This is a genomic window from Kribbella polygonati (assembly GCF_050320105.1).
Taxonomy (GTDB): Bacteria; Actinomycetota; Actinomycetes; order Propionibacteriales; family Kribbellaceae; genus Kribbella.
In genome coordinates this window covers 7,427,975-7,448,619 of the sequence record NZ_CP190129.1, presented here as the reverse complement: position 1 = coordinate 7,448,619, position 20,645 = coordinate 7,427,975, and the positions used below count along the sequence as shown (strand labels likewise).

General features: G+C 69.3%; 21 protein-coding genes and 2 tRNA genes. 9 read left to right on the top strand and 14 right to left on the bottom strand.

All coding sequences use genetic code 11. The features are described 5' to 3' along the window. Positions 1–181: 181 nt before the first annotated feature. The 4 genes from ACQHIV_RS35640 to ACQHIV_RS35625 all read left to right on the top strand — a co-directional run bounded on the left by ACQHIV_RS35640 (position 182) and on the right by ACQHIV_RS35625 (position 4,560). Complete coding sequence (locus ACQHIV_RS35640; RefSeq protein ID WP_427888748.1) at positions 182–1,375, top strand: pyridoxal phosphate-dependent aminotransferase; 1,194 nt, start codon at positions 182–184, stop codon at positions 1,373–1,375. Between the two features lie 147 nt (positions 1,376–1,522). Continuing rightward, on the top strand, positions 1,523–2,557 hold the full coding sequence (locus ACQHIV_RS35635; protein WP_427888747.1) for an adenosine deaminase: 1,035 nt from the start codon (positions 1,523–1,525) through the stop codon (positions 2,555–2,557). Further along, entirely contained in the window at positions 2,524–3,126 is a 603-nt protein-coding gene (locus ACQHIV_RS35630) for a histidine phosphatase family protein (protein WP_427888746.1), read from the top strand. The genes ACQHIV_RS35635 and ACQHIV_RS35630 overlap by 34 nt, the downstream gene beginning before the upstream one ends. Positions 3,127–3,189: 63 nt before the next feature. Further along, positions 3,190–4,560, top strand: a complete 1,371-nt coding sequence (locus ACQHIV_RS35625; RefSeq protein WP_427888745.1) for a TrpB-like pyridoxal phosphate-dependent enzyme — start codon at positions 3,190–3,192, stop codon at positions 4,558–4,560. On the opposite strand, the gene ACQHIV_RS35620 is transcribed toward ACQHIV_RS35625, so the two are convergent. Then, a complete protein-coding gene (locus tag ACQHIV_RS35620) occupies positions 4,557–5,066 on the bottom strand; it encodes a hypothetical protein (protein WP_427888744.1) in 510 nt (169 codons plus the stop codon). The two genes, ACQHIV_RS35625 and ACQHIV_RS35620, sit on opposite strands and share 4 nt — an antisense overlap. A 265-nt stretch (positions 5,067–5,331) precedes the next feature. On the opposite strand from ACQHIV_RS35620, the gene ACQHIV_RS35615 reads away from it, so the two are divergent. The 3 genes from ACQHIV_RS35615 to ACQHIV_RS35605 are packed head-to-tail and all read left to right on the top strand — an operon-like array spanning position 5,332 to position 7,984. Next, positions 5,332–6,687, top strand: a complete 1,356-nt coding sequence (locus ACQHIV_RS35615) for a hypothetical protein (RefSeq protein ID WP_427888743.1) — start codon at positions 5,332–5,334, stop codon at positions 6,685–6,687. Then, the gene (locus ACQHIV_RS35610; protein ID WP_427888742.1) at positions 6,684–7,337 is read left to right on the top strand and encodes a 2'-5' RNA ligase family protein; all 654 of its coding nucleotides are present in this window, start codon (positions 6,684–6,686) and stop codon (positions 7,335–7,337) included. The genes ACQHIV_RS35615 and ACQHIV_RS35610 overlap by 4 nt, the downstream gene beginning before the upstream one ends. Then, complete coding sequence (locus ACQHIV_RS35605; RefSeq protein ID WP_427888741.1) at positions 7,334–7,984, top strand: hypothetical protein; 651 nt, start codon at positions 7,334–7,336, stop codon at positions 7,982–7,984. Before ACQHIV_RS35610 ends, ACQHIV_RS35605 begins: the two co-directional genes overlap by 4 nt. Here ACQHIV_RS35605 and ACQHIV_RS35600 read toward each other — a convergent pair. From ACQHIV_RS35600 to ACQHIV_RS35560, 9 genes are all read right to left on the bottom strand, one after another. After that, positions 7,981–10,191 carry an FAD-dependent oxidoreductase gene (locus tag ACQHIV_RS35600; RefSeq protein ID WP_427888740.1) on the bottom strand — a complete coding sequence of 737 codons (2,211 nt, stop codon included), beginning with the start codon at positions 10,189–10,191 and terminating at the stop codon, positions 7,981–7,983. The genes ACQHIV_RS35605 and ACQHIV_RS35600 overlap by 4 nt on opposite strands. An 11-nt stretch (positions 10,192–10,202) precedes the next feature. Then, positions 10,203–11,123, bottom strand: coding sequence for a MurR/RpiR family transcriptional regulator (locus tag ACQHIV_RS35595; RefSeq protein ID WP_427888739.1), 921 nt, complete (start codon positions 11,121–11,123; stop codon positions 10,203–10,205). A 10-nt stretch (positions 11,124–11,133) separates the two neighbouring features. Next, complete coding sequence (locus tag ACQHIV_RS35590; RefSeq protein ID WP_427888738.1) at positions 11,134–12,507, bottom strand: hypothetical protein; 1,374 nt, start codon at positions 12,505–12,507, stop codon at positions 11,134–11,136. After that, positions 12,504–13,319, bottom strand: a complete 816-nt coding sequence (locus ACQHIV_RS35585) for a carbohydrate ABC transporter permease (RefSeq protein ID WP_427888737.1) — start codon at positions 13,317–13,319, stop codon at positions 12,504–12,506. Before ACQHIV_RS35585 ends, ACQHIV_RS35590 begins: the two co-directional genes overlap by 4 nt. Next, a complete protein-coding gene (locus ACQHIV_RS35580; RefSeq protein ID WP_427888736.1) occupies positions 13,312–14,244 on the bottom strand; it encodes a carbohydrate ABC transporter permease in 933 nt (310 codons plus the stop codon). The genes ACQHIV_RS35585 and ACQHIV_RS35580 overlap by 8 nt, the downstream gene beginning before the upstream one ends. Continuing rightward, positions 14,244–15,503: an ABC transporter substrate-binding protein gene (locus tag ACQHIV_RS35575; protein ID WP_427888735.1), complete on the bottom strand. Its 1,260-nt coding sequence runs from the start codon at positions 15,501–15,503 to the stop codon at positions 14,244–14,246. The genes ACQHIV_RS35580 and ACQHIV_RS35575 overlap by 1 nt, the downstream gene beginning before the upstream one ends. 129 nt (positions 15,504–15,632) lie before the next feature. Beyond that, positions 15,633–16,658 carry a UDP-N-acetylmuramate dehydrogenase gene (locus ACQHIV_RS35570; RefSeq protein ID WP_427888734.1) on the bottom strand — a complete coding sequence of 342 codons (1,026 nt, stop codon included), beginning with the start codon at positions 16,656–16,658 and terminating at the stop codon, positions 15,633–15,635. Further along, positions 16,655–17,059, bottom strand: a complete 405-nt coding sequence (locus ACQHIV_RS35565) for a MaoC family dehydratase (protein WP_427888733.1) — start codon at positions 17,057–17,059, stop codon at positions 16,655–16,657. The genes ACQHIV_RS35570 and ACQHIV_RS35565 overlap by 4 nt, the downstream gene beginning before the upstream one ends. Next, the gene (locus ACQHIV_RS35560) at positions 17,056–17,478 is read right to left on the bottom strand and encodes an FAS1-like dehydratase domain-containing protein (RefSeq protein WP_427888732.1); all 423 of its coding nucleotides are present in this window, start codon (positions 17,476–17,478) and stop codon (positions 17,056–17,058) included. The genes ACQHIV_RS35565 and ACQHIV_RS35560 overlap by 4 nt, the downstream gene beginning before the upstream one ends. Positions 17,479–17,559: 81 nt before the next feature. On the opposite strand from ACQHIV_RS35560, the gene ACQHIV_RS35555 reads away from it, so the two are divergent. Continuing rightward, a complete protein-coding gene (locus ACQHIV_RS35555) occupies positions 17,560–18,306 on the top strand; it encodes a hypothetical protein (protein ID WP_427888731.1) in 747 nt (248 codons plus the stop codon). Between the two features lie 51 nt (positions 18,307–18,357). Here the strand turns inward: ACQHIV_RS35555 and rpmG are convergent, their stop codons facing one another. The 3 genes from rpmG to ACQHIV_RS35540 all read right to left on the bottom strand — a co-directional run bounded on the left by rpmG (position 18,358) and on the right by ACQHIV_RS35540 (position 18,779). Continuing rightward, positions 18,358–18,525, bottom strand: coding sequence for a 50S ribosomal protein L33 (rpmG, locus tag ACQHIV_RS35550; protein ID WP_344191538.1), 168 nt, complete (start codon positions 18,523–18,525; stop codon positions 18,358–18,360). 63 nt (positions 18,526–18,588) lie between these two features. Further along, positions 18,589–18,662: transfer RNA gene (locus ACQHIV_RS35545), tRNA-Met, on the bottom strand. A 44-nt stretch (positions 18,663–18,706) separates the two neighbouring features. Next, positions 18,707–18,779, bottom strand: a tRNA-Thr gene (locus ACQHIV_RS35540). A 190-nt stretch (positions 18,780–18,969) separates the two neighbouring features. Between ACQHIV_RS35540 and ACQHIV_RS35535 the strand changes: the two genes are divergently transcribed. After that, positions 18,970–19,602 carry a DUF899 family protein gene (locus ACQHIV_RS35535; protein WP_427888730.1) on the top strand — a complete coding sequence of 211 codons (633 nt, stop codon included), beginning with the start codon at positions 18,970–18,972 and terminating at the stop codon, positions 19,600–19,602. On the opposite strand, the gene ACQHIV_RS35530 is transcribed toward ACQHIV_RS35535, so the two are convergent. Then, a complete protein-coding gene (locus ACQHIV_RS35530; protein ID WP_427888729.1) occupies positions 19,599–20,642 on the bottom strand; it encodes an LLM class flavin-dependent oxidoreductase in 1,044 nt (347 codons plus the stop codon). The genes ACQHIV_RS35535 and ACQHIV_RS35530 overlap by 4 nt on opposite strands. Positions 20,643–20,645 lie beyond the last annotated feature (3 nt).

Genomic DNA, 20,645 nt, shown 5'->3' with positions numbered 1-20,645 from the left:
CGTCCTGCCAACGGACCACACCCCCCGGGTGTTCCCGGACGCCCAGGCCATCACAACCGGGCCGGTCGGCCGGTTCCCACGCTCAGGCCGGCGCGATGGTGCCGATTGTGATGGCCTGGCGGTCCGCGCCAGCCAGTGAAACGTGGTCCCGGCCGCCGCGGGCGGGTGCCAGGATGGGTGTATGGGTTCCAGGATCTCGGCGCGGATCGGCGCCATCAGTGAATCGGCGACGCTGGCGGTGGACAGCAAGGCGAAGGCGCTCAAGGCGGCCGGCCGCCCGGTGATCGGGTTCGGCGCCGGCGAGCCGGACTTCCCGACGCCGGACTACATCGTCGAGGCCGCGGTCGCGGCCGCCCGGGATCCGAAGAACCACCGGTACAGCCCGGCCGGCGGCCTGCCGGAGCTCAAGCAGGCGATCGCCGACAAGACCAAGCGCGACTCCGGGTACGAGATCGAGCCCTCCCAGGTCCTGGTCACGAACGGCGGCAAGCACGCGGTCTACAACGCGTTCGCGACCCTGCTCGACCCGGGCGACGAGGTGCTGCTGCCCGCGCCGTACTGGACGACGTACCCGGAGGCGATCCGGCTGGCCGGCGGCGTACCGGTCGAGGTGCTCGCGGACGAGTCGCAGAACTACTGCGTCACGGTCGAGCAGCTCGAGGCGGCCCGCACCCCGCGGACCAAGGCGCTGCTGTTCTGCTCGCCGTCGAACCCGACCGGCGCCGTCGACAGCCCGGAGGCCGTCGATGCGATCGGCCGCTGGGCGCTCGAGCACGACCTGTGGGTGGTCACCGACGAGATCTACGAGCACCTGACGTACGGCGACACCCGCGCGACGTCGATCCCGGTCGCCGTACCGGAGCTGGCCGACAAGACCGTCGTACTGAACGGGGTCGCGAAGACGTACGCGATGACCGGCTGGCGGGTCGGGTGGCTGATCGGGCCGAAGGACGTCGTCAAGGCCGCGACCAACCTGCAGTCGCACCAGACCTCGAACGTCTGCAACGTGGCGCAGCGGGCCGCGCTCGCGGCGGTGTCCGGGGACCTGACCGCGGTCGACGAGATGAAGGTCGCGTTCGACCGGCGGCGCCGCACGATGGTCCGGATGCTGAACGAGATCCCCGGGATCGAGTGCCCGGAGCCGACCGGCGCGTTCTACGCGTACCCGTCGGTCAAGGGCGTGCTCGGCAAGGAGATCGCCGGCCGGACGCCCACGTCGTCCGCGGAACTCGCGGACCTGATCCTGGACGAGGTGGAGGTCGCGGTCGTCCCGGGCGAGGCGTTCGGCGCACCGGGCTACCTGCGGCTGTCCTACGCCCTCGGCGACGACGACCTCGCCGAAGGCCTCACTCGGATCGCCAAGCTCCTGGGCTGAGATGGACCGCCACCACTCACCAACCCCGCGGCCGGCGCCGCGCCCGCGCTCAGCGCGCCGCGGCTCCGCCGCCGCACGGGACTTGGTGAGTGGTGGCGGTCCGCCGCCGATTTCTCTCTCGGCGCTGTGCGTCGGTAACCTTCTGTGATGACGCAGCGGGATCTGCGGGTGCTGCCCAAGACGCACCTGCATCTGCACTTCTCCGGCTCGATGCGGCATCTGACGCTGGTCGAGCTGGCGGACACGCACGGTGTCCGGCTGCCGGACGCGCTGCGCACCGACTGGCCGCCGGAGCTGTCGGCGGCCGACGAGCGCGGCTGGTTCCGGTTCCAGCGGCTGTACGACATCGCGCGCTCGGTGCTGCGGACCGAGGACGACGTACGCCGGCTGGTCCGCGAGGCCGCCGAGGACGACCGGGCCGACGGCTCGCGCTGGCTGGAGATCCAGGTCGACCCGTCCGGGTACGCGAACCGCTTCCACGGGATCACCGAGTTCACCGACCTGGTCCTGGACGCCGCCCGGGACGCGTCGGCCTCGACCGGGATCGACGTCCAGGTGATCATCGCCGCGAATCGCACCCGGCACCCGCTGGACGCCCGTACGCTGGCCCGCCTCGCCACGCAGTACGTCGGCCGCGGCGTGGTCGGCTTCGGCCTGTCGAACGACGAGCGCCGCGGTACGACGTCCGAGTTCGAGCCGGCCTTCCGGATCGCCCGCAACGCCGGCCTGCTGGCCGCCCCGCACGGCGGCGAACTGTGCGGCCCGGCCACCGTCCGCACCTGCGTCGACGAACTGGGCGCCGGCCGGATCGGCCACGGCGTCCGCTCGGTCGAGGACCCCGACCTGCTCAAACGCCTGGTCGACGCCCAGATCGCCCTGGAGGTCTGCCCCGCCTCCAACGTCTCCCTCGGCGTCTACCGCCGCCCCGAAGACGTCCCCCTCCGCCACCTCTACGAGGCCGGCGCCCGCATCGCCCTCGGCGCCGACGACCCCCTCCTCTTCGGCTCCCGCCTCGCCGAACAGTACGAAACCGCCCGCACCGTCCACGCCTTCACCGACCCCGAACTGGCCGACCTGGCCCGCTCCTCCGTCCTCGCCTCCACCGCCCCACCCGAAACCCAAACCGCCCTCCTCACCGAAATAGACGAATGGCTGGGCGCCCCGGCCGCGGTGCCGGCCTGACGACCTACCTGGCGCGACACGGCCAGACCGAATGGAACGTCGCCGGCCGCCGGCAGGGCCGCCTCGACTCGCCACTGACCGCCGTCGGTCTCGAACAGGCCCGTCGAAACGGCCGGCTCCTGAGCCGCGAGAACATCGACGCCGTCTTCACGAGCCCGCTTGGTCGCGCGCATCGAACGGCCACGATCATCGCCTCGGAGCTCGGTCTGACCGCGCGGGTCGTCGACGACCTGGCCGAGATCGACCACGGGCTGTGGTCGGGCCTCGGGTCTGCCGAGATCGACGCAAGGTGGCCGGGGCAACGAAGTGCCCGTGAGGAGAACAAGTACGCGTTCCGGTTCCCCGACGGCGAGAGCTACGCCGACGGCGAGACCCGCGCCGAGCGGGCGCTCGCTGAGATCGAGGAGATCGGCGTACGGCGACCGTTGCTCGTCTCGCACGAGATGATCGGGCGGATGCTGCTGCGACAGCTCGGCGTACCCGATGCCCTAGGCACCCGGCAACCGTCGGACGTGGTTTACCGCGTCCAGCCGGGCGGTGTGGCCGAGCGGCTGACGTGTTCCGGTTGAGTGCTGGGGGAGTTCCGGTTCAGGTCATTGTGAGGGGCTTGGGTCGGGCATAACTTTGCGTACATGACGCCGACGAAGATTCTGTTGCCAGAGGACGAGCTGCCGACGCGTTGGTACAACGTGCTTCACGACCTGCCCACGCCTCCGCCGCCGGTGCTGCACCCGGGGACCGGGCAGCCGATCGGGCCCGACGACCTGGCGCCGCTCTTCCCGATGGACCTGATCCTGCAGGAGGTCTCGCAGGAGCAGTACGTCGACATTCCCGGCGAGGTGCTCGACGTCTACCGGCTGTGGCGGCCCAGCCCGCTGTACCGGGCGCACCGGCTGGAGAAGGCGCTCGACACCCCGGCGCACATCTACTACAAGTACGAAGGCGTCTCACCCGCCGGATCGCACAAGCCGAACACGGCGGTCCCGCAGGCGTACTACAACGCCAAGTCCGGCGTCCGGAAGCTCACCACCGAGACCGGCGCGGGCCAGTGGGGTACGGCGCTCGCGTTCGCCTGCGCGCAGTTCGGGCTGGACTGCGAGGTCTGGCAGGTCCGCGCGTCGTACGACCAGAAGCCGTACCGGCGGACGATGATGCAGGTCTTCGGCGCGACCGTGCACGCGAGCCCGTCCGAGCTGACCGAGGCCGGGCGGAAGATCCTCGCCGCCGACCCGGAGTCCCCCGGATCGCTCGGGATCGCGATCAGCGAGGCGGTCGAGGCCGCCGTCCAGGACCCCGAGGTGCACTACGCGCTCGGCTCCGTGCTGAACCACGTCCTCCTGCACCAGACCGTGATCGGCGAGGAGGCCCTGATCCAGCTCGCGATGGTCGGCGAGACCCCGGACCTGATCGTCGGCTGCACCGGCGGCGGGTCGAACTTCGGTGGCCTGGCGTTCCCGTTCCTGCGGGAGAAGTGGGCCGGCCGGATGTCACCGGTGGTGCGCGCGGTCGAGCCGGCCGCCTGCCCCTCATTGACCCAGGGCACCTACGCGTACGACTTCGGCGACACGATCGGGATGACGCCGCTGATGAAGATGCACACGCTCGGCCACGACTTCGTCCCGGACCCGATCCACGCCGGCGGCCTGCGGTACCACGGCATGAGCCCGCTGATCAGCCACCTGTACGAGACCGGTGAGATCGAGGCGGTCGCGAAGCCGCAGTCGGAGTGCTTCGCCGCCGGCGTCCAGTTCGCCCGTACCGAAGGGATCGTCCCGGCCCCCGAACCCACCCACGCGCTGGCCGCCGCCGTCGAGGAAGCCCTGCGCTGCAAGGAGTCCGGCGAGGAAAAGGTCATCCTCACCGCCCTCTGCGGCCACGGCCACCTGGACCTCGCCGCGTACGACGCCTACCTCTCCAACGCCATCGTCGACCGCACCTGGGAAGACGCCGACATCCAGTCCGCCGTAGCCGCAGCCCTCACAAAACTGCCTGCCCTCGGCTAGCCGGACCACCCACCGCGTTTCCACCAAGGCTTGGGCCGCTTGGCAGCGGCCCCGAGCCAGTCCTCGGGGATCGCCCACCCACGCCCACGCACCGCGTCGAAGTAGTCCGCCTTCAGACTGTCCGGAAGCCAGTACGTCGCCCGCTCCCGCCCGATCACCTCGAAGTACGTCGTCCGCTCCCGGCGACTCCATACCGTCGCCTGCTGCGAGCTGTACGCGAGCCGGACGAAGTCCCACCGCGCCTGCTCGTCCTCCATGTCGTACCCACGCTCGACCACGCGACCCTTCCGCACCGGTTCGCGCTCGATCTCGTCGATCAACTGCTGCACGACCGCCCGGTCAGCGGTCAACTCCGCCGGCATCCGCAGCCCCACCGGATCCAGCACCACGGCCCCCAACCGCTCCCGCGCGACCTCGAGGAACACCTCGAGCAGCGCGAACCCTTCTTCCACCCGGCCGAACCGCGCCAGCTCGGCGTGCAAGGTGGTGACCGCTTCCTCAGGCACCCGCCAACTCTAGCCACCGCCCCGCGGCCCGAGGGGCTTCCCCTATCTGCCCCGCGATGCCCCGGCCCGAACACGCTCAGCAAGCGTCAACCCGACCGCGACCGACCGCCGAACCGACGAACGCGACCACGATCTCCGCAGCAGACCGCCCGGAAACCCCTTTTTCCCCAGGGATTCGGGGCATCTCGGGGCATACCGGGGCAGATCATCCACAACGCCCGTTTTCCTGGTTGCAGAGGGTGTTCGGCGCCCTACAGTTACCGCCATGCCAGAGCCCAACGACTTGTTACGGGAGGCGCGCGAGCACACTCCGTCACTCCGCGCGCCGGGCGAACACATGTCCCGCGGCGAGCTCGCCGACGCCATCTGCACCTGGCTGTGGGAGACGACCGACGTCAAGTACGAACTCGACGGCCACTACATCGCCAAGCTCGAACGCGGCGCCGTTCGCTGGCCGGGCGCCGCGTACCGTTCCGGCCTCCGGCACGTCCTTCGGGTTGCCGCCGACAACGAACTGGGATTCTTCCCGCCGGCCGGGACGTCGACGTTCGAGCCCGAGCAGACGCCGCCGTCGATGCTCGGGCACGACGACGAGGTGGTCAACGCGGGCGACGAGTCGATCGCCCTGCTGTCGTACGCCGAGGAGTCCAACGTCGGCGAGCTCACCGTCGAGCAGCTCCAGGCCGACATCGAGCGGATCGCCCAGTCGTACCTCCGCACGCCGACCCGGCACCTGTTCGCGAAGAGCCGGGCGATCAGGGACCGCACGTTCACCCTGCTGGCCGGCAACCAGTCGCCCCGTCAGTCCCGCGACCTCTACTCGGCCGCCGGCTGGGCGATCACCTTGCTCGCCTGGATGTCGGTCGATCTCGGGCGGCCCGACATCGCCGAGAGCCACACCCGTACGGCGTGGGCGTGCGCCGAGGCGGCCGACCACGACGTACTCCGGGGCTGGATCCGCGCGACCCAACACACTGCGGCGTTCTGGCAGGACGATTTCGCCCGCGCCGCCGAGTACGCGCAGGACGGCCTGCGCTACGCGGCCGGCTCGGCGCGGCTCTTCCTGGCCAGCGCGGCGTCCGTCGACCTCGCGCGCGCGGACCGCCCGGACAAGGCCCGCGAGCTGCTCAACATCGCCCAGACGATGAACGTCCGTACGGCGGAGTCCGAGCCCGGCGGTGTCCTGCTGTGTACACCGGAACGTGCCGAGGGTTTCTGGGCGGACACCTACCTCGCCCTCGGGGACCCGCAGCGCACCGCGAACCATGCCGATCACAGCGTCGCCCAGTTCGAAATGGCGCCGTACGCGCTGCGCAACCTCGGCTCCGAACGCATGGCCCGTCTCCAGCAGGCGAAGGCCCGTCTCCTCCTGGGCGAACTCGACGGCGCGTTGGAGGCAACCGAGCCGGTCCTGCAACTGCCGCCGGAGTACCGGGTCCGGCCGCTGCTCCAGCGGCTCGCGGAGGTCGCGGTCCTCACCGGACCGTACGCGCGCAGTCCGAAGGGGCGCCTGCTGCGGGACCGGATCGTCGAGTTCACCCAGCAGCCGGGACTTCTGGGCCGCCCGGCGACCGCTCGGCGAGACGACCTCGAACTACGGACGAGAGGGAACCCGAGATGAGCGACGACGTACGGGATCACTGGAGCTCGCACCCGAACTGGCGTCCCGGGCGGTCCTTCTACACCTGGCACGTCATCTTCCCCGACGACCCGGCGCTGCTCGAACTGCACGCCACGTACCAGCAGCCGCTCCGATCGCTCGCCGGAATCTCACTGGTCCCCGCAGAGCTCCTGCACCTGACGATGCAAGGTGTCGGTTTCGCCGATCGTGTCCCGGAGTCCGACCTCGAGCTGATCGTCACCGCCACGAGCCGGCGGCTCGACCACGTCCAGCCTTTCGAGATCGGCATCGAGCCGGCCGTCGTCGATGCCGAGAGCCTGCAGCTGCCGGTCACGCCGGTGAATCGGCTGCGCCGGCTCCAGGCTCATCTTCGCTCCGCGATCAACGACATCTGGGGAACCGACTCGGTTCCGCAACTGCCTGAGCTGCAGCCCCACATCTCGTTGGGCTACTGGACCGAGACAGCTCCCGCCGGGCCGCTCCGACGGCACGTTGACTCGGTCGCCGGCAAGGTTGCCACGACGCAGCTGACCGACATCAGCCTGCTCGAGCTCCGTCAAGAAGACCGGCAGTACGTCTGGACCGTCCGAGCCACTCTCCCGCTCGGCCTCAAAGCCCGAGCAACCGGCGACGCCGGAGCCTGGTCATGAGCCCGACGTCCCCCGCACCGTTGTCCGGAGACAGCGCAGCGCTGGTCATCCGCGCCCTCCTCGACTTCCGCAGCCTCTGGACAACCCACGACCTCGTCTCAACCACCGGCGTACGGGCCTCCGCGATCCGCCCAGTCATCACCCAACTGGAACAAGAGGAACTCGTCGAACGCCAAGCCCCCGGGGTAGTCGCCGTCCCAAGCTGGCTCGCATTGGTCCATCGCTGGAACAAGGATGTCCGTTTCAGCCGCGACGCCAACCTCTCCTGCTGGCGCAGCAGACCCGGAGCTCCGCCTCTCCTCAACCGCATCGCCGCCGACCCGGTACGCCACGCACTCAGCGGAACCCAGGCAGCACAACACTGGGAACCGGAAACCCCGAACGGCCCCACGGTGATCTACACCCCGGACGCCGAGGCGGCCGCTGACAGGTGGGGACTCGTCCCCGCCAAGAACAGAACCATCGTCCTCGCCGAGCCGGCTTCCGACGTCGTCTACACCCGCACCCGCAAGACCGGGACGGGGCTCCGGCTTGCGGCACCGTCGCAGGTCCTCGCCGACCTGCTGACCGGGGCTGCCAGGGCCCGGAGCGCCGCGGAGCCCTTGACCCGCTGGATGCTCGAGCACGAGCTCGACTGGCGGTACTAGTAGGCGCGGAGTGAGACCACGTGGGCTCGGGGGGAGCCGTTGGTTTTGTGGGTGGTTAGGCGGAGGTGGGTGGCTTGGGTGGGGGTTGCCAAGCGGTGGTGTTGGGTGCGGTGGTGGTTGTCGGTGACGTGGGCTATCGGTTGGTAGGGGCCGGGTCCGTTGCGGGATTCGAGGGTGTAGTCGGCGAGGACGGTGGGGAGGGACTCGAAGGGCGTGCGGTGGTGGTGGAGGTTGATCAGGTCCTCCTGGACGTCGGCGTCGAGGATCACCACCAGCTCGGAGAGTTCGACCGGTTCGGGCCAGGTGAGTTCCAGCCACGGGTTGGGGTCCCAGGCCAGGTCTTCGGAGGACCAGAGGTTCGGGCCGCCGTACGGGCGGGCGTAACCGCCCAGGACTTTTTCGGGCGCGTACGCCGTGGTCTCGCCGAGGCGGAGGCACAGGCCGGCGCGCGGCAGGATGTGTTTCCAGGCGCGGAACTGTTCGGTCCACTGCTCGTCCGGGGCGGGGTCGCGGTGCGCGAAGTGCACGGTGCCGGGGAGGGCCGTCGCTGCTGTGTGGACGGAAACGTCCGGCGTTTTCCGGAACACCACGAACGCGTTCGACGGCCGGTCCGGACGCCACGCCAGCGGGATCCGGATCCAGCGTTTCTCGCCGGCCGGGAGGTCGACGGTGCAGGAGTCGACGAGCTGGGCGGGCAGATAGTTCTGCGGTTTCACCGGGTCGTGCAGTTCGACGGTGAGCGGCCCGCCGTTCGAGTCGACGAGCACCTCGAAACCGTCGAGGGCCGGGTCGACCGGGATCACCATGCCGAGGTCGGTGGTCAGCGGCAGCGTGCCGGACGACACCTCGAGCGCCGGCCTGGTGAGGGTGGACGACGCGGTGACGGTCGCGGACAGCGCGAGGTTCGCCGGGTCGTCGTCGGCGACGCCGAGGACCGACGCGTCGGCCCGGGTCAGCGCGGTCCGCATCAGGCCGAACCGGTCGTGCGCCAACTCCCGCGGTGTCAGACCGTTGCGCAGGGCAACAGCCGCGCCGATCCCGGCGGCCTCACCGAGTACGGCGCAGGTCGCCATCACCCGGGTGGTCCCGAACGCGACGTGGCTCGCGCTGATGTTCCGCCCGGCCATCCACAGGTTCCGCACGTTCCGCGAGTACAGCGACCGCAACGGAATGTGGTACGCGCCGTCGGAGAACCAGTGCTTCGAGCCGCGCTCGGACGCGTACACGCCGCCGGGCGGGTGCAGGTCGATCGACCAGCCGCCGAACGCGACGCGGTCGTCGAACTCGCGCTGCTCGAGGACGTCGTGCTGGGTCAGTACGTGATCGCCGAGGAAGCGCCGGTACTCACGTTTTCCCGGCACCGACCCGATCCACTCCAGGGTCAGGTTGCCGGCGTCGAAGTTGCCGCTGTTCTTGATGTAGTCCCAGATCCCGTAGACCACGGCCTGCAGCTCGTCTCGGATCGCCTCGTTGTCGTCGACGACGTCCAGTTCGCCGCCCCACTCGATCCACCAGAACGCGCAGCCGTTCAGGTCGGTCCGGATCACCCGGCGTTCCGGAATCGCGGTTTCCGTGACGTCCCGCGCGAACGCCGGCGGCACGAACCGGACCGGCTCCCCCGCATCCTTGGAGTAGAACAGGATCGTGCTGCCCAGCGTGTTCGAGTCCGGTACGTCGGGCGCCCACGACTCGTCGTACTCCGATCGCGGCTCGCGCCCGGTGCGGTACTCGGCGCCGGCGAGTACGCCGACCAGCCCGTCGCCCGAGCAGTCCACGAACACCGGGCTGACGAACCGGATCTCCTTCTCCGACCCCATCTGCCAGCCCGTCACGGACCGGATCTCGGCGTCCGCGGCCTCGACGGAGCGGACGTCGGTGTTGAGGAAGAGTGTGATCCGCGGTTCCGCGCGAACCGCTTCCAGCAGGACGAGGTCCCAGTAGTACGGGTTCCCGAGCGGGTTGCGGAACTGGTTCTCGACGAACAGCTCGCCCATGATGCCGGTCTCCCGCGCGAAGCTCTGGGTGCCGTGGGCGGTCGCCCCGCACACCCAGACCCGCACCTCGCTGGACGAGTTGCCGCCGAGCACCGGCCGGTTCTGCACCAGCGCCACGGTGCTGCCCTGCCGCGCGGCGCCGATCGCCGCGCAGATCCCGGCGAGCCCGCCGCCGACGACGGTCAGATCGGACTGGACCTCGAGCTGCTGCATGCACAAACCTTTCAGGAGTCTGGTTGGCCGAAGATGTCCGGCCGGATGACGGAGTCCGGGTGCACGACCGGTTGTCCCAGGCCGTTCGGGTGGTTGGCGGTGAGGTGGTCCGGCACCCGCTGTGCCACCAGCACGAACAGCAGCCCGGCGGTCAGTACGTCGCTCGCCCGCCCGGCGAAGAACTCTGTCCACGCGGTGCCGTTCAGCGTCCCGGTGTCCAGCACGACGTCGGTGACCCGCCCGACCGGCGAGTCGACGACGCCGGTGATCGCGACCGTCAGCGCGCCCTCGGCCTTCGCCCGCTGGACGAACGCCAGCGTGGTCGGGTCCAGGCCGGAGCGGCTCACGGTCAGCGCGACGTCGCCCTCGCCGAGCAGCCCGGCGCCGATCTGCGACGAGCTCGGGCCGTCGAAGAACCACACCGGGATGCCGATCCGGAGCAGCCGGATGTACAGCTCGCGGGCCGGGATCGCGTCGCCCCACTCCCCGTAGATGTGGGTACGGCGAGCGCCCGCGATCGCGTCCGCGACCCGGGTCGCGGCGGCCAGGTCGATCGCGGCCAGCGCGTTCCGGAGCGCGTTCGCCTGGGTGGACGCCAGCACGTTGAGCACCTGCTCCGGCGGGTCGGCCGGGCCGATCGCGAGCCCGATGTCGCTCGCCCACCCCGCCTCCAGGCCGCGCCCGACCTCCATGGCGAGCGCGGCCCGGAGCGCCGGATAACCGGCGTACCCGAGGTGGGTGGACAGCCGGGTCACGGTCGCGGCCGAGGTCTGCGCGGCCTCGGCCAGCTTGGTGATCGAGCCGCGCGCGACGTCGTCCGGGTTCGCCAGAATGTACTCGGCGACCCGCTGCATCGCACCGTGCAGCTCGGGCAGGGCCCGCTTGACCAGCTGCAACGGACTCGGACTACCGGCTCTCTCCATGTCTGCCATCCCGTAATCGTCACGTATAGACGAACTGGGCACTCGCCACACCGTCGGTGTCGCTGACCACCCGCACCCAGTGCGCGCTGAATCCCGGCGGGAACACATGCGTCCGGACCTGCCCCGGTTCGACCGTCAGCGTCTCCACCGCACCGAACCGCCCGTGCCCGTGGAAGTCGATCTCCACCGTGACCCGCAAAGGCTCAGAGCCGAAGTTCTCCAGGTGCAGGCATTTCCCCTCGAAGCCGGTCATCAGGTACGGATCGGACGGCACGCCGGCGGAAACGGGGGTCTCCCACCACGGCCCGCCCCAGCCGGCCGGCTTGCCGAAACTCCACAGGTCGTCGGTCTTCCCGAACCACAACCCGGACTGCGGTTCGGCCGTCGTCGGGTTCAGCCCGTGGCTCGGCGAGGCGTTGTCCGCACCGGCGACGAGCATGCCGCGCCACGAACAGAAGTCGCCGAGCACCCACAGGTGCGTCGAGATCGGCCGCACACCCCAGATCCGGCCGCCGTACGCCCACGGCGACAGCTCGTAGAACATGCCGTGGTGGTCCATCAGCAGCCGCTCGTGCTCGACCTCGCGGATCCGCGGCCACTCGGTCTGCCACTTGTGGTCGAAGCAGTGCGACGCCTTCGGCAACCGGTACCGGGTCCACTGCCGGTCGGACTCGGTGAACACCTCGAGGATCGCCGACGCCCGGTCCCACCCGGTCGCGAAGATCGTCCCGCCGAACTCGTGCCGCCCGCCGATCGCGGTGTACGGGTCCTCCCGCAGGACCTTCCACGCCGTACCGTCGTACTCCGCCAGCCGGCCGCGCGACCGGACGCCGGCCCACTCGGGCTCGGAGTACTCGTTCGAGCAGACGACGAGCCGGCCGAACGACGTGTAGCAGTCCTTGTAGTGGACCTTCATCTCACCGTCGGTACCGAGCTCGTCGTTCAGGTCGAAGAGCTGCGTGCACTCGTACGTCGTGACGTCGAGCTCGAACAGCTCGCCCTCCATCGCGAGTACGTAGACGTGGGTGTCCGGCTTCGTCAGGTGCCGCGACGTACCGCAGACCCGGAGCGGCCGCAGCTCCGGGATCGTGACGATCTTGTGGTCCGCGGTGATCACGTGCGGCCCGAGCACCAGCCGCGAGGTCGGGAAGTGCACGAACCGGTTCGTGTACGTCCCGTCCACGCCGAGCGTCTCCGCGACGACTTCCATCGACAGGTCCGCGTCGATCCGGCGCAGGCTGACGCCGGCGCCCGACGACGCCTTGTGGGAGTTGTAGTTCTGGACGTAGAGCTTCCCGTTCCACGGCATCAGCGAACCGATGCCGAGCTCGCTGCGCGGCGGGCCGAAGTCGCCCACCTGGGCAAGATGCGGAAAGACGCCGGAGACATTCATTTGATTCCTGTATGGGTCATGGCGGCGATGAACCGCCGTTGCAGGACGATGAACACGAGCAGTACCGGCACGATCGAGATCACCGAGGCGGCCATCGTCAGTCCCGGCGCGATCTGGCCCTGCTCGTCGACGAAGTTGGTCAGGCTGAGCGGCAGCGTGTACCGGTCCGGGTTGCTGATCAGCACCAGCGGCGTCTCGTAGTCGTTCCAGGACCAGACGAACGCGAGGATGCCGAGCGCGCTCATCACCGGTGTTGCCAACGGCAAGTAGATCCGGGTGAATACCCGCCACTCGTTCGCGCCGTCCATCCGGGCCGCCTCGGCGAACTCGGCCGGCTGGCTGACGAAGAACTGCCGCATCAGGAAGGTACCGAGCACGGTGAACATTCCCGGCAGGATCAGCGCCCACAACGTGTCGTACAACCCGAGCTTCTGGAAGTAGATGAACCGCGGTACCAGCAGCAGCTGCGCCGGGATGATCGCGGTCGCCAGGTACAGCAGGAACAGCTTGTCCCGCCCCTTGAACGACATCCGCGCGAACGCGTAGCCGGCCATCGTCGCGGTGATCAACTCCCCGGCGACCCGCAGGACAGCGACAAGAACCGAGCGGCCGAACGCCGGCAGCACCGAGGTCGCACCGCTCAGCACGGTCGTGAAGTTGTCCCACTGGAACGGGTGCGGGATCCACTGCATCGGGATCTTGTAGGCGTCCACGTCCGGTTTCAGCGCGGTCGAGATCATCCACGCGAACGGCGCCAGGAACGCCAGCGCCAGGATCCACAGCGGGATCCCCCACAGCCACTTCTTACTCATTGAGGGCCCTTCCTCGCTGCGCGCGCCAGGTCAGCAGCGTCAGTACGAGTACGCCGACGAAGGTCACCAGGCCGATCGCCGACGCGTAGCCGAACCGGTAGAACTGGAAGCCGGTCTGGTACATGTAGTACGAGATCGTGGTGGTCGCGTCGCCCGGACCGCCGGCGGTGATCAGCGCGATCAGGCCGAACCCCTGGGACGCCCCGATGATCAGCGTGACCAGCAGGAAGATCGTTGTCGGAAGCAACGACGGCCAGGTGATCACGCGGAACTTGGCCCACGCCGACGCGCCGTCGATGTCGGCCGCCTCGTACAGCTGCCGCGGCGCGTCCTGCAGCGCGGACAGGTAGATCAGCGAGCAGTACCCGACGCCGCCCCAGATGGCCATCACGATCAGCGCGGGCAGCGCCCAGTGCGAGGACGCGAACCAGCCCGGCCGGATCCCGAACACGTCCAGCACCTGGTTGACCAGGCCGGCCTTCGGGTTCATCAGCATCAGCCACGTCATGCCGACCGCGACCACGTTCACGATGTACGGCAGGAAGAAGATCGCCCGCAGTACGGCGCGACCCGGAAGCGGCCGGTTCAGCGCGATCCCGAGACCGAGGCCGAGGATCACCGTCAGCGGGACGGACACCACGACGTACACCAAGGTCAGCCCGATCGCGTGCCAGAACCCGGGGTCCCGGGCGATCGCGACGAAGTTGTCGAGGCCGTTGAACGTGATGCCGCCGAGTCCGGAGACCAGGTTCCAGTCGGTGAACGCCAGGACGACGACGCTGATCAGCGGGATCAGTGTGAACGCGACGACGCCGAGCAGGTTCGGGGCGATGAACAGGAACCCGGTCCAGCCGGACGGACGGATCCCGTGGCCTTTCTCCGACAACGTTTTCGTGCCGGTCCTGACGAGCGTGGCGGTGGCCATCAGGGCCTCCTCTCGTTCCGGGCGATCGCGGCGTCGGCGAGCCGCCGTACCTCACGGATCGCGGCGCCCGGCTCCTTCTCGCCGATCCAGCACAGGTCGCGCTGCTGCTTGACCGCGAGCGTGATCTCCGGGAACCCGGTCAGCCGGGTGTCGGTGGCGAGCTTCGGGTCCGACGTCAGCACGACCCGGCGGAAGGAGTCGAGGTCGAAGTACTTCTCCGGCTCCTTGCCCAGCATCCCGGACACGATCTGGTCATCGGTGACGTTGCCGAGCGCCGGCATCTTGCCGCCCTTGAGCATCGGCGTCGCGCCCTCGGTCAGCCAGAACTTCACGAACGCCCAGGCCGCCTCGAACTTCGGCGACTTCGGGTTGATCATGATGAAGTTGCTGAACGAGCCGCCGTTCCAGTCCTTGCCGTCCACCGTCGGCGACGGCGCGAACGCGACCTTGAAGTCGTGCGGGTACTTCTTCGCGTCGTACAGGTACCGCAGGTTGAACGGCGCGGTCGACCAGAGGTGGAACTCCTCGCCGAGGAACGCGTTCTGCTGGTACGCGTCGAGATGCCGGGACAGCACCTCGGTCCACGGGAACGCCGTACCGTCGGCGATCATCTCGCGGCCGAGCCGGAAGCCCTGCTCGAAATGCGGGTCGCCGAAGTTCGAGCGGTCGCCGTCGTACCAGTAGTTCGGGCCGAGGGCGATCCGGGCGACGTCCGGCACCGTGTAGACGCCGACTGTCTTGTCCGTCGTCAGCTTGCGGGCGGTCGCGCGGAACTCGTCGATCGTCCACGCGTGCGGCAGCTCGACGCCCGCCTGCTGACGGAGCTTCTCGTTGAACAGGACGAAGAACGGCTCGCGCGCGGTAGCGAGCGCCTTCACCCGGCCGTTGTCGATGTACGAGCGCGGCTTCTCGGTGTCCAGGAACACCTTGAGCTCCGGGTCCGCCGTGACCCGGTCGGTCAGGTCCGCCGCCAGCCCGGACCCGGCCCGCAGCGCCATCGCGCCCTGCGAGTAGGTGAAGTAGACGTCGATGTCGACACCACCCTGGAGTGCGGTGTCGAGCTTCAGGTTGCCGCGGTCGTCGTTCACGAACCGCGTGTACTCCACCTTGTACTGCGGAAACTTCTGCTGGAACGCCTTCACCACATCAGCCGGCCCCGACGCGGCCGGTACGCCGCCCCACACCTGCAACGCCCCCGACCGGCCGCCGTCGCCACCGGAACACCCCGGCACCACCGCGGCCGCCAGCCCCGCACCCACCCCGGCCAGAACCTCCCGCCGAGAAAATCTTTTGCGCCTCACAACTCACCTCCACCCAGATTGCGCAAAAGATTAGCGAGCACATCCGAGCTTGGGAAGAGGTCCGTGCAAAAGTTTTTCAGAGCCTGCTCAGAGGGAGCAGTTCACCAGAACCGGCTCGTTGACCAGGGTGATGTTGAAGGACTGCTGGACCTGGGTGCGGACGTGGGTGGCCAGGGTGAGCAGTTCCTTGGCGGTGGCTCGGCCCCGGTTGGTGAGGGCGAGCGTGTGTTTGCTCGAGACCGCCGCGTTGCCGATGGTGAAGCCCTTCGAGACGCCGGCGTGTTCGATCAGCCAGGCGGCGCTGGTCTTCACCCTGCCGTCGGGCTGCGGCCACTGCGGCGCGCCCGCGGGGACCTCGGCGGGGGTGTCCAGGATCGGGTTGGTGAAGAACGAGCCCGCGCTCCAGGTGTCGTGGTCGGCCGGGTCCAGCACCATGCCCTTGCTGCGGCGCAGGCCGAGGACGGCCTCGCGGACCTCGGTCATCGGCGCCCGCGACCCCGGCTCCACGTCGAGCACCCGGGCCAGCTCGGCGTACCCGACCGGTGCCGACAGGTCGCCCAGCTTCAACTGGAACGCGACCTCGAGTACGACGTACCGCGAAGGGTCCGCCTTGAACCGCGAGTTCCGGTAAGCGAACCCGCAGTCCGCCGCGAAGATCGTCCGTACCTTGCCGTCGACCCGGTCCCAGACCCGCACCGACGCGACCGTCTCGGCGACCTCGTGCCCGTACGCGCCGACGTTCTGCACCGGCGTCGACCCGGCCAGCCCGGGAATCCCGGACATCGACTCGAGCCCGCTCCACTCCTCCGCGATCGCCCGCTGGACCACGCCGTCCCAGTCCTCGCCGGCCGCGACGTGCACCATCGCGCCGGAGCAGGCGTCCGCGTCGACCCGGATCCCGGCCGTCGCGACCTTCACCACGGTCCCGCGGAACCCGTCGTCCCCGATCAGCACGTTGCTCCCGCCGGACAGCAGCAGCACCGGCTCTCCGGCCGCGTCCGCGTCCCGGACCGCGGTGATCAGGTCCTCCTCGGTCGTGACCTCGACGAACTTGTCGGCCGGCCCGCCGATCCGCAGCGTGGTGTAACCGGCCAGCGGCACGTGTGTGTTCACCGGACCCGCACGACCGCCCTGGCGCGCCCGAGCACCTTCTCCTCGCCGGCGAGCGCCGTGATGTCGATCTCGGCGAGACCGTCCGCGACCTTGTCCACCTTCGCGGCGAACGTCACGGTCGCGCCCTTGTCGTCGTCCGGTACGACGACCGGCTTCGTGAACCGTACGCCGTACTCGACCAGGTCGGCCGGGTCCGCGATCCAGTCCGTGACCACGCGGATTGCCGACGCCATCGTGAGCATCCCGTGCGCGATCACGCCGGGCAGGCCGAGCGCGGCCGCCATCCGGTCGTTCCAGTGGATCGGGTTGAAGTCGCCGCTGGCCCCGGCGTACCGGACGAGGTCCTCGCGCCGCAGCGTGACGGTCAGCGGGGGCAGTTCCGTACCGACCTCGATCGTCATGCGTCCGCCCGGTTGTGCGAGAGGGTCGACGTCGACGTGGCGATCGGCTCGCCGTCGACGGTGGTCAGCGCGGTCTCGTACATGATCACCTCGACGGGACCGGCCTTGCGGACGGTGGTGATGGTGGCGGTCGCGGCGATCTCGTCGCCGGCCTTGATCGGGCGGGTGTAGCTGAACTTCTGCGCGCCGTGCACGATCCGGTCCAGCCGGAGGCCGAGCTCCTCGTCGTCCAGCAGCGCCTCGAGCGCGCGGCTGCCGATCACGAACGCGAACGTCGGCGGCGCGACCGCGTCAGCACCCCGGTACGCCGGGTTACCGTCACCGATCGCGTCGGCGAACTCCCGGATCTTCTCCCGGCCGACCTGGTAGGACTCGGCGGCCGCGTAGCTCCGGCCGACCATCGTGGCGTCGATCGTCATATCCGGAAACTTTACTGGCCTCAGGCCCGTATGGTTTACAGAGGGTTTCCGCCGCCCACGATTCCGGACGGAAGGTTGATCGTGACGGCTGTGGCGGCGCTGGCGGAGTACGCGCCTCGGTACCGGGTGGAGATCGGCGAGCCGGCGGGCTCCGAGTGGCTGCGGGTGGACCGGATCCTGGAGCCGGGCAGCCCGGAGCTGACCGAACTGCTCAAGCGCGACGACGAGGCGAGTTGCCACCGTACGGCGCATGCGAACGCACTCAGCATGATGTCGTTCTACGCCGGGCGGGCACCGGCGGCCGCGCTGCTGCTCTGGGCACTGGAAGGGCACGTCCTCGACATCCGCCCGCAGAACCTGTGGGTCCGGCCGCACGACGGGCACGGGATCGCCGCCGTCGCGATCCGGTCGGCGGACTTCCTGCCGGGCGGGCTGGAGACGCTGTACGACGTCGTACTCCGGCAGCACCTGCTCCCGCTCTCGGAGGAGCTGCACCGGCGGACGCGGGCCGGGTTGCGGCAGGTGCACGGCGGGGTCGCGGCCGGGTGCGCGATGGGGTTCTGCGCGGCGACGCGGGAGGAGGTGACGGTGGAACCGGCGTACCTGCTGGAGCGCTGGCAGACGTTCGCGGCGAAGGCGCCCGGTGGGCTGGCGCACCTGGGTGACGTGGAGGTGGCGGCCGGAAAGCTCGTCTACCTCCGCAACACCTGCTGCCTCTACTACACGAGCGAGTCCGGCAACGGCACCCTCTGCGGCTCCTGCTGCCTCACCCCTAGACCAGAACGCCGCACCGCCTACGAAGCCGGGCGCCCGATCCTGAGCGTCTGAAACAGCACAAAGCCGCTCCGACGTGCGGAGCGGCTTTGTGGAGAGCTGGGATCAGCGGGTCTCGCGGTGGTCCGTGTGGTCGTTGCAGCGCGGGCAGTACTTCTTCAGCTCAAGACGATCCGGGTCGTTGCGCCGGTTCTTCTTGGTGATGTAGTTCCGCTCCTTGCACACCGTGCACGCCAGCGTGATCTTCGGGCGAATGTCGGTCGACTTGGCCACTGCTACCTCTTCATGTCATGAGTACGCAACTTGGGTGATCGCACTCTCGAAATACTGATTCGGTAGCGGGGGCGGGAGTCGAACCCGCGACACCACGATTATGAGCCGTGTGCTCTAACCACCTGAGCTACCCCGCCGGGTGAGACGAACGTCCCACCCGAAGGTGGGATGCCGTTCTCAGAGCCCCTTTACGGAATCGAACCGTAGACCTTCTCCTTACCATGGAGACGCTCTGCCGACTGAGCTAAAGGGGCGGGCCGAGGAGAGAGATTACACGGTCCCCCGGCCCGATGTGAAATCGGGTCAGGAGCGCCTTGCAGGCCCCTCAGTCCGTCCCGGAAAGCATACCGGGTCCGCAGGAGTGCTTCTGACCATTTTCGGATCCGATGTCGAGAACCCGGGACCCGCTTCGTCATCAGGGCAGGACCTACGAAAGGAACAACGATGTCCGAGACAGCGATGCCCCCGGTGGTGCCGGCCGCGGAGTGGGAGCGGGCCCGCGCCGAGCTCCTGGTCGCCGAGAAGGAGGCCACCCGCGCCGAGGACCGCCTGGCGGCGCAGCGCCGGCGGCTGCCGATGGTGGAGTTCGGCGAGTACACCTTCGCCGGACCGGACGGCCCGGTCACGCTCCGCGAGCTCTTCGGCGACCGCCGGCAGCTCGCGCTCTACCAGTTCATGCACTCCGGCCCGGACCACTTCTGCCCGGGGTGCACGTACTTCACCAAGAACGTCACCAACCTCGCCGGCCTGGCCCGCAACGACATCGCGTGGGCGACGGTGTCCGACATGCCGCTCGACCAGATGGCCGGGTACTGGAAGCAGATGGGCTGGGAGCACATCCCGTTCGCGTCCTCGGCCGGTACGACGTTCGCCGCGGACTGCGGCGCGGGCGGCGGGTTCCTGCTGAACATGTTCTTCCGCGACGGCGACACCGTCTACCGGACGTACTCGACCGGTCAGCGCGGCGTCGACCGGCTGCTGTTCAGCACGCTCGTCAGCGACCTGGCTCCGTACGGCCGCCAGGAGGACTGGGAGGACTCCCCCGAAGGCTGGCCGCAGGAGCCGACGTACGGCTAACCCCAGACGCGACTGGGGTACGCCGAACGCAGTGTCGGCAGCACCTCCGTGACGAAGGTCTCAACGGACTCCCGGTTCTCGTCCGCCGGGAGTCCGGGGACCTCCAAGGAGATCCCGGAGAGCTCGTGCCCGAAGCTTTCCTGGTACCTGCTGAACTTGTCGATCACCTGGTCCGGCGACCCGACCAGCACCGATCCGCCCTCGAGGAACTCCTCCAGCGTCCGGAACGGCAGTTGGTTGTGCCGGGCGCCCGGCGAGTCCATGAACGCGTCGAAGATCGGCCGGTACCCGTCGACGGCCTGCTGCGACGTCTTCTTCACATACAGCCCGTTGAACCCGGCGCCGACCACCGCGTCCGCCGGGTCCCGCCCGTACGCCTCCCAGCGTTCCCGGTAGTGCCGGATCAGCCCGGCGTACTTCGCCAGCGGATGGAAACCGTTGGCGGAGAACAGCGGATCACCCCAGCGCGCGGCCAGCTCGGTCGACTCGGTGGACGACGCGGACCCGTGCCACAACGGAATCCCGTCCGCCCGGTACGGCCGCGGCTGCGTGGTCGCGTCCGTCAACGCCGGCCGGTACTGCCCTGACCATGTGACGCCGGTCTCCCGCAGCAGCCGCCGGAGCAGCTCGTACTTCTCCCGGTTGCGGTCCCACTGCCCGTCGAGCTCGTACCCGAACAGCGCGTTCTGGTCCGGGTCGTTGCCCTTCCCGATGATGATGTCGAGCCGCCCGCCGGACAGCTGGTCGAGGGTCGCGTAGTCCTCCGCCACCCGCACCGGGTCCAGCAGCGACAGCACGGTCACCGTGGTCAGCAGCCGGATCCGCGACGTGACGGCCGCGATGTAGGACAGTACGACCGGCGGCGACGAGGAGATGAACCGCTGCGCGTGCCGCTCCCCCACGCCGTACCCGTCGAAGCCCAGCTCCTCGGCCCACTGCGCCTGCCGGACCACGTGCCGGAACCGCTCGGCCGGCGAGAGCTGGACGCCGCTGATCGGGTCGGGCGAGTTGTCGATCAGCGTGTAGGTACAGAACTTCATCTG

What these genes read in the sequence shown, in the direction of transcription:
- ACQHIV_RS35595 (WP_427888739.1), bottom strand. Translation starts at nt 11,123, where the DNA reads ATGGCAGACATGGAGAGAGCCGGTAGTCCGAGTCCGTTGCAGCTGGTC.
- ACQHIV_RS35625 (WP_427888745.1), top strand. Translation starts at nt 3,190, where the DNA reads ATGACGCCGACGAAGATTCTGTTGCCAGAGGACGAGCTGCCGACGCGT.
- ACQHIV_RS35635 (WP_427888747.1), top strand. Translation starts at nt 1,523, where the DNA reads ATGACGCAGCGGGATCTGCGGGTGCTGCCCAAGACGCACCTGCATCTG.
- ACQHIV_RS35605 (WP_427888741.1), top strand. Translation starts at nt 7,334, where the DNA reads ATGAGCCCGACGTCCCCCGCACCGTTGTCCGGAGACAGCGCAGCGCTG.
- ACQHIV_RS35580 (WP_427888736.1), bottom strand. Translation starts at nt 14,244, where the DNA reads ATGGCCACCGCCACGCTCGTCAGGACCGGCACGAAAACGTTGTCGGAG.
- ACQHIV_RS35630 (WP_427888746.1), top strand. Translation starts at nt 2,524, where the DNA reads ATGGCTGGGCGCCCCGGCCGCGGTGCCGGCCTGACGACCTACCTGGCG.
- ACQHIV_RS35560 (WP_427888732.1), bottom strand. Translation starts at nt 17,478, where the DNA reads ATGACGATCGACGCCACGATGGTCGGCCGGAGCTACGCGGCCGCCGAG.
- ACQHIV_RS35585 (WP_427888737.1), bottom strand. Translation starts at nt 13,319, where the DNA reads ATGAGTAAGAAGTGGCTGTGGGGGATCCCGCTGTGGATCCTGGCGCTG.
- ACQHIV_RS35640 (WP_427888748.1), top strand. Translation starts at nt 182, where the DNA reads ATGGGTTCCAGGATCTCGGCGCGGATCGGCGCCATCAGTGAATCGGCG.
- ACQHIV_RS35535 (WP_427888730.1), top strand. Translation starts at nt 18,970, where the DNA reads ATGTCCGAGACAGCGATGCCCCCGGTGGTGCCGGCCGCGGAGTGGGAG.
- ACQHIV_RS35565 (WP_427888733.1), bottom strand. Translation starts at nt 17,059, where the DNA reads ATGACGATCGAGGTCGGTACGGAACTGCCCCCGCTGACCGTCACGCTG.
- ACQHIV_RS35615 (WP_427888743.1), top strand. Translation starts at nt 5,332, where the DNA reads ATGCCAGAGCCCAACGACTTGTTACGGGAGGCGCGCGAGCACACTCCG.
- ACQHIV_RS35600 (WP_427888740.1), bottom strand. Translation starts at nt 10,191, where the DNA reads ATGCAGCAGCTCGAGGTCCAGTCCGATCTGACCGTCGTCGGCGGCGGG.
- ACQHIV_RS35610 (WP_427888742.1), top strand. Translation starts at nt 6,684, where the DNA reads ATGAGCGACGACGTACGGGATCACTGGAGCTCGCACCCGAACTGGCGT.
- ACQHIV_RS35530 (WP_427888729.1), bottom strand. Translation starts at nt 20,642, where the DNA reads ATGAAGTTCTGTACCTACACGCTGATCGACAACTCGCCCGACCCGATC.
- ACQHIV_RS35590 (WP_427888738.1), bottom strand. Translation starts at nt 12,507, where the DNA reads ATGAATGTCTCCGGCGTCTTTCCGCATCTTGCCCAGGTGGGCGACTTC.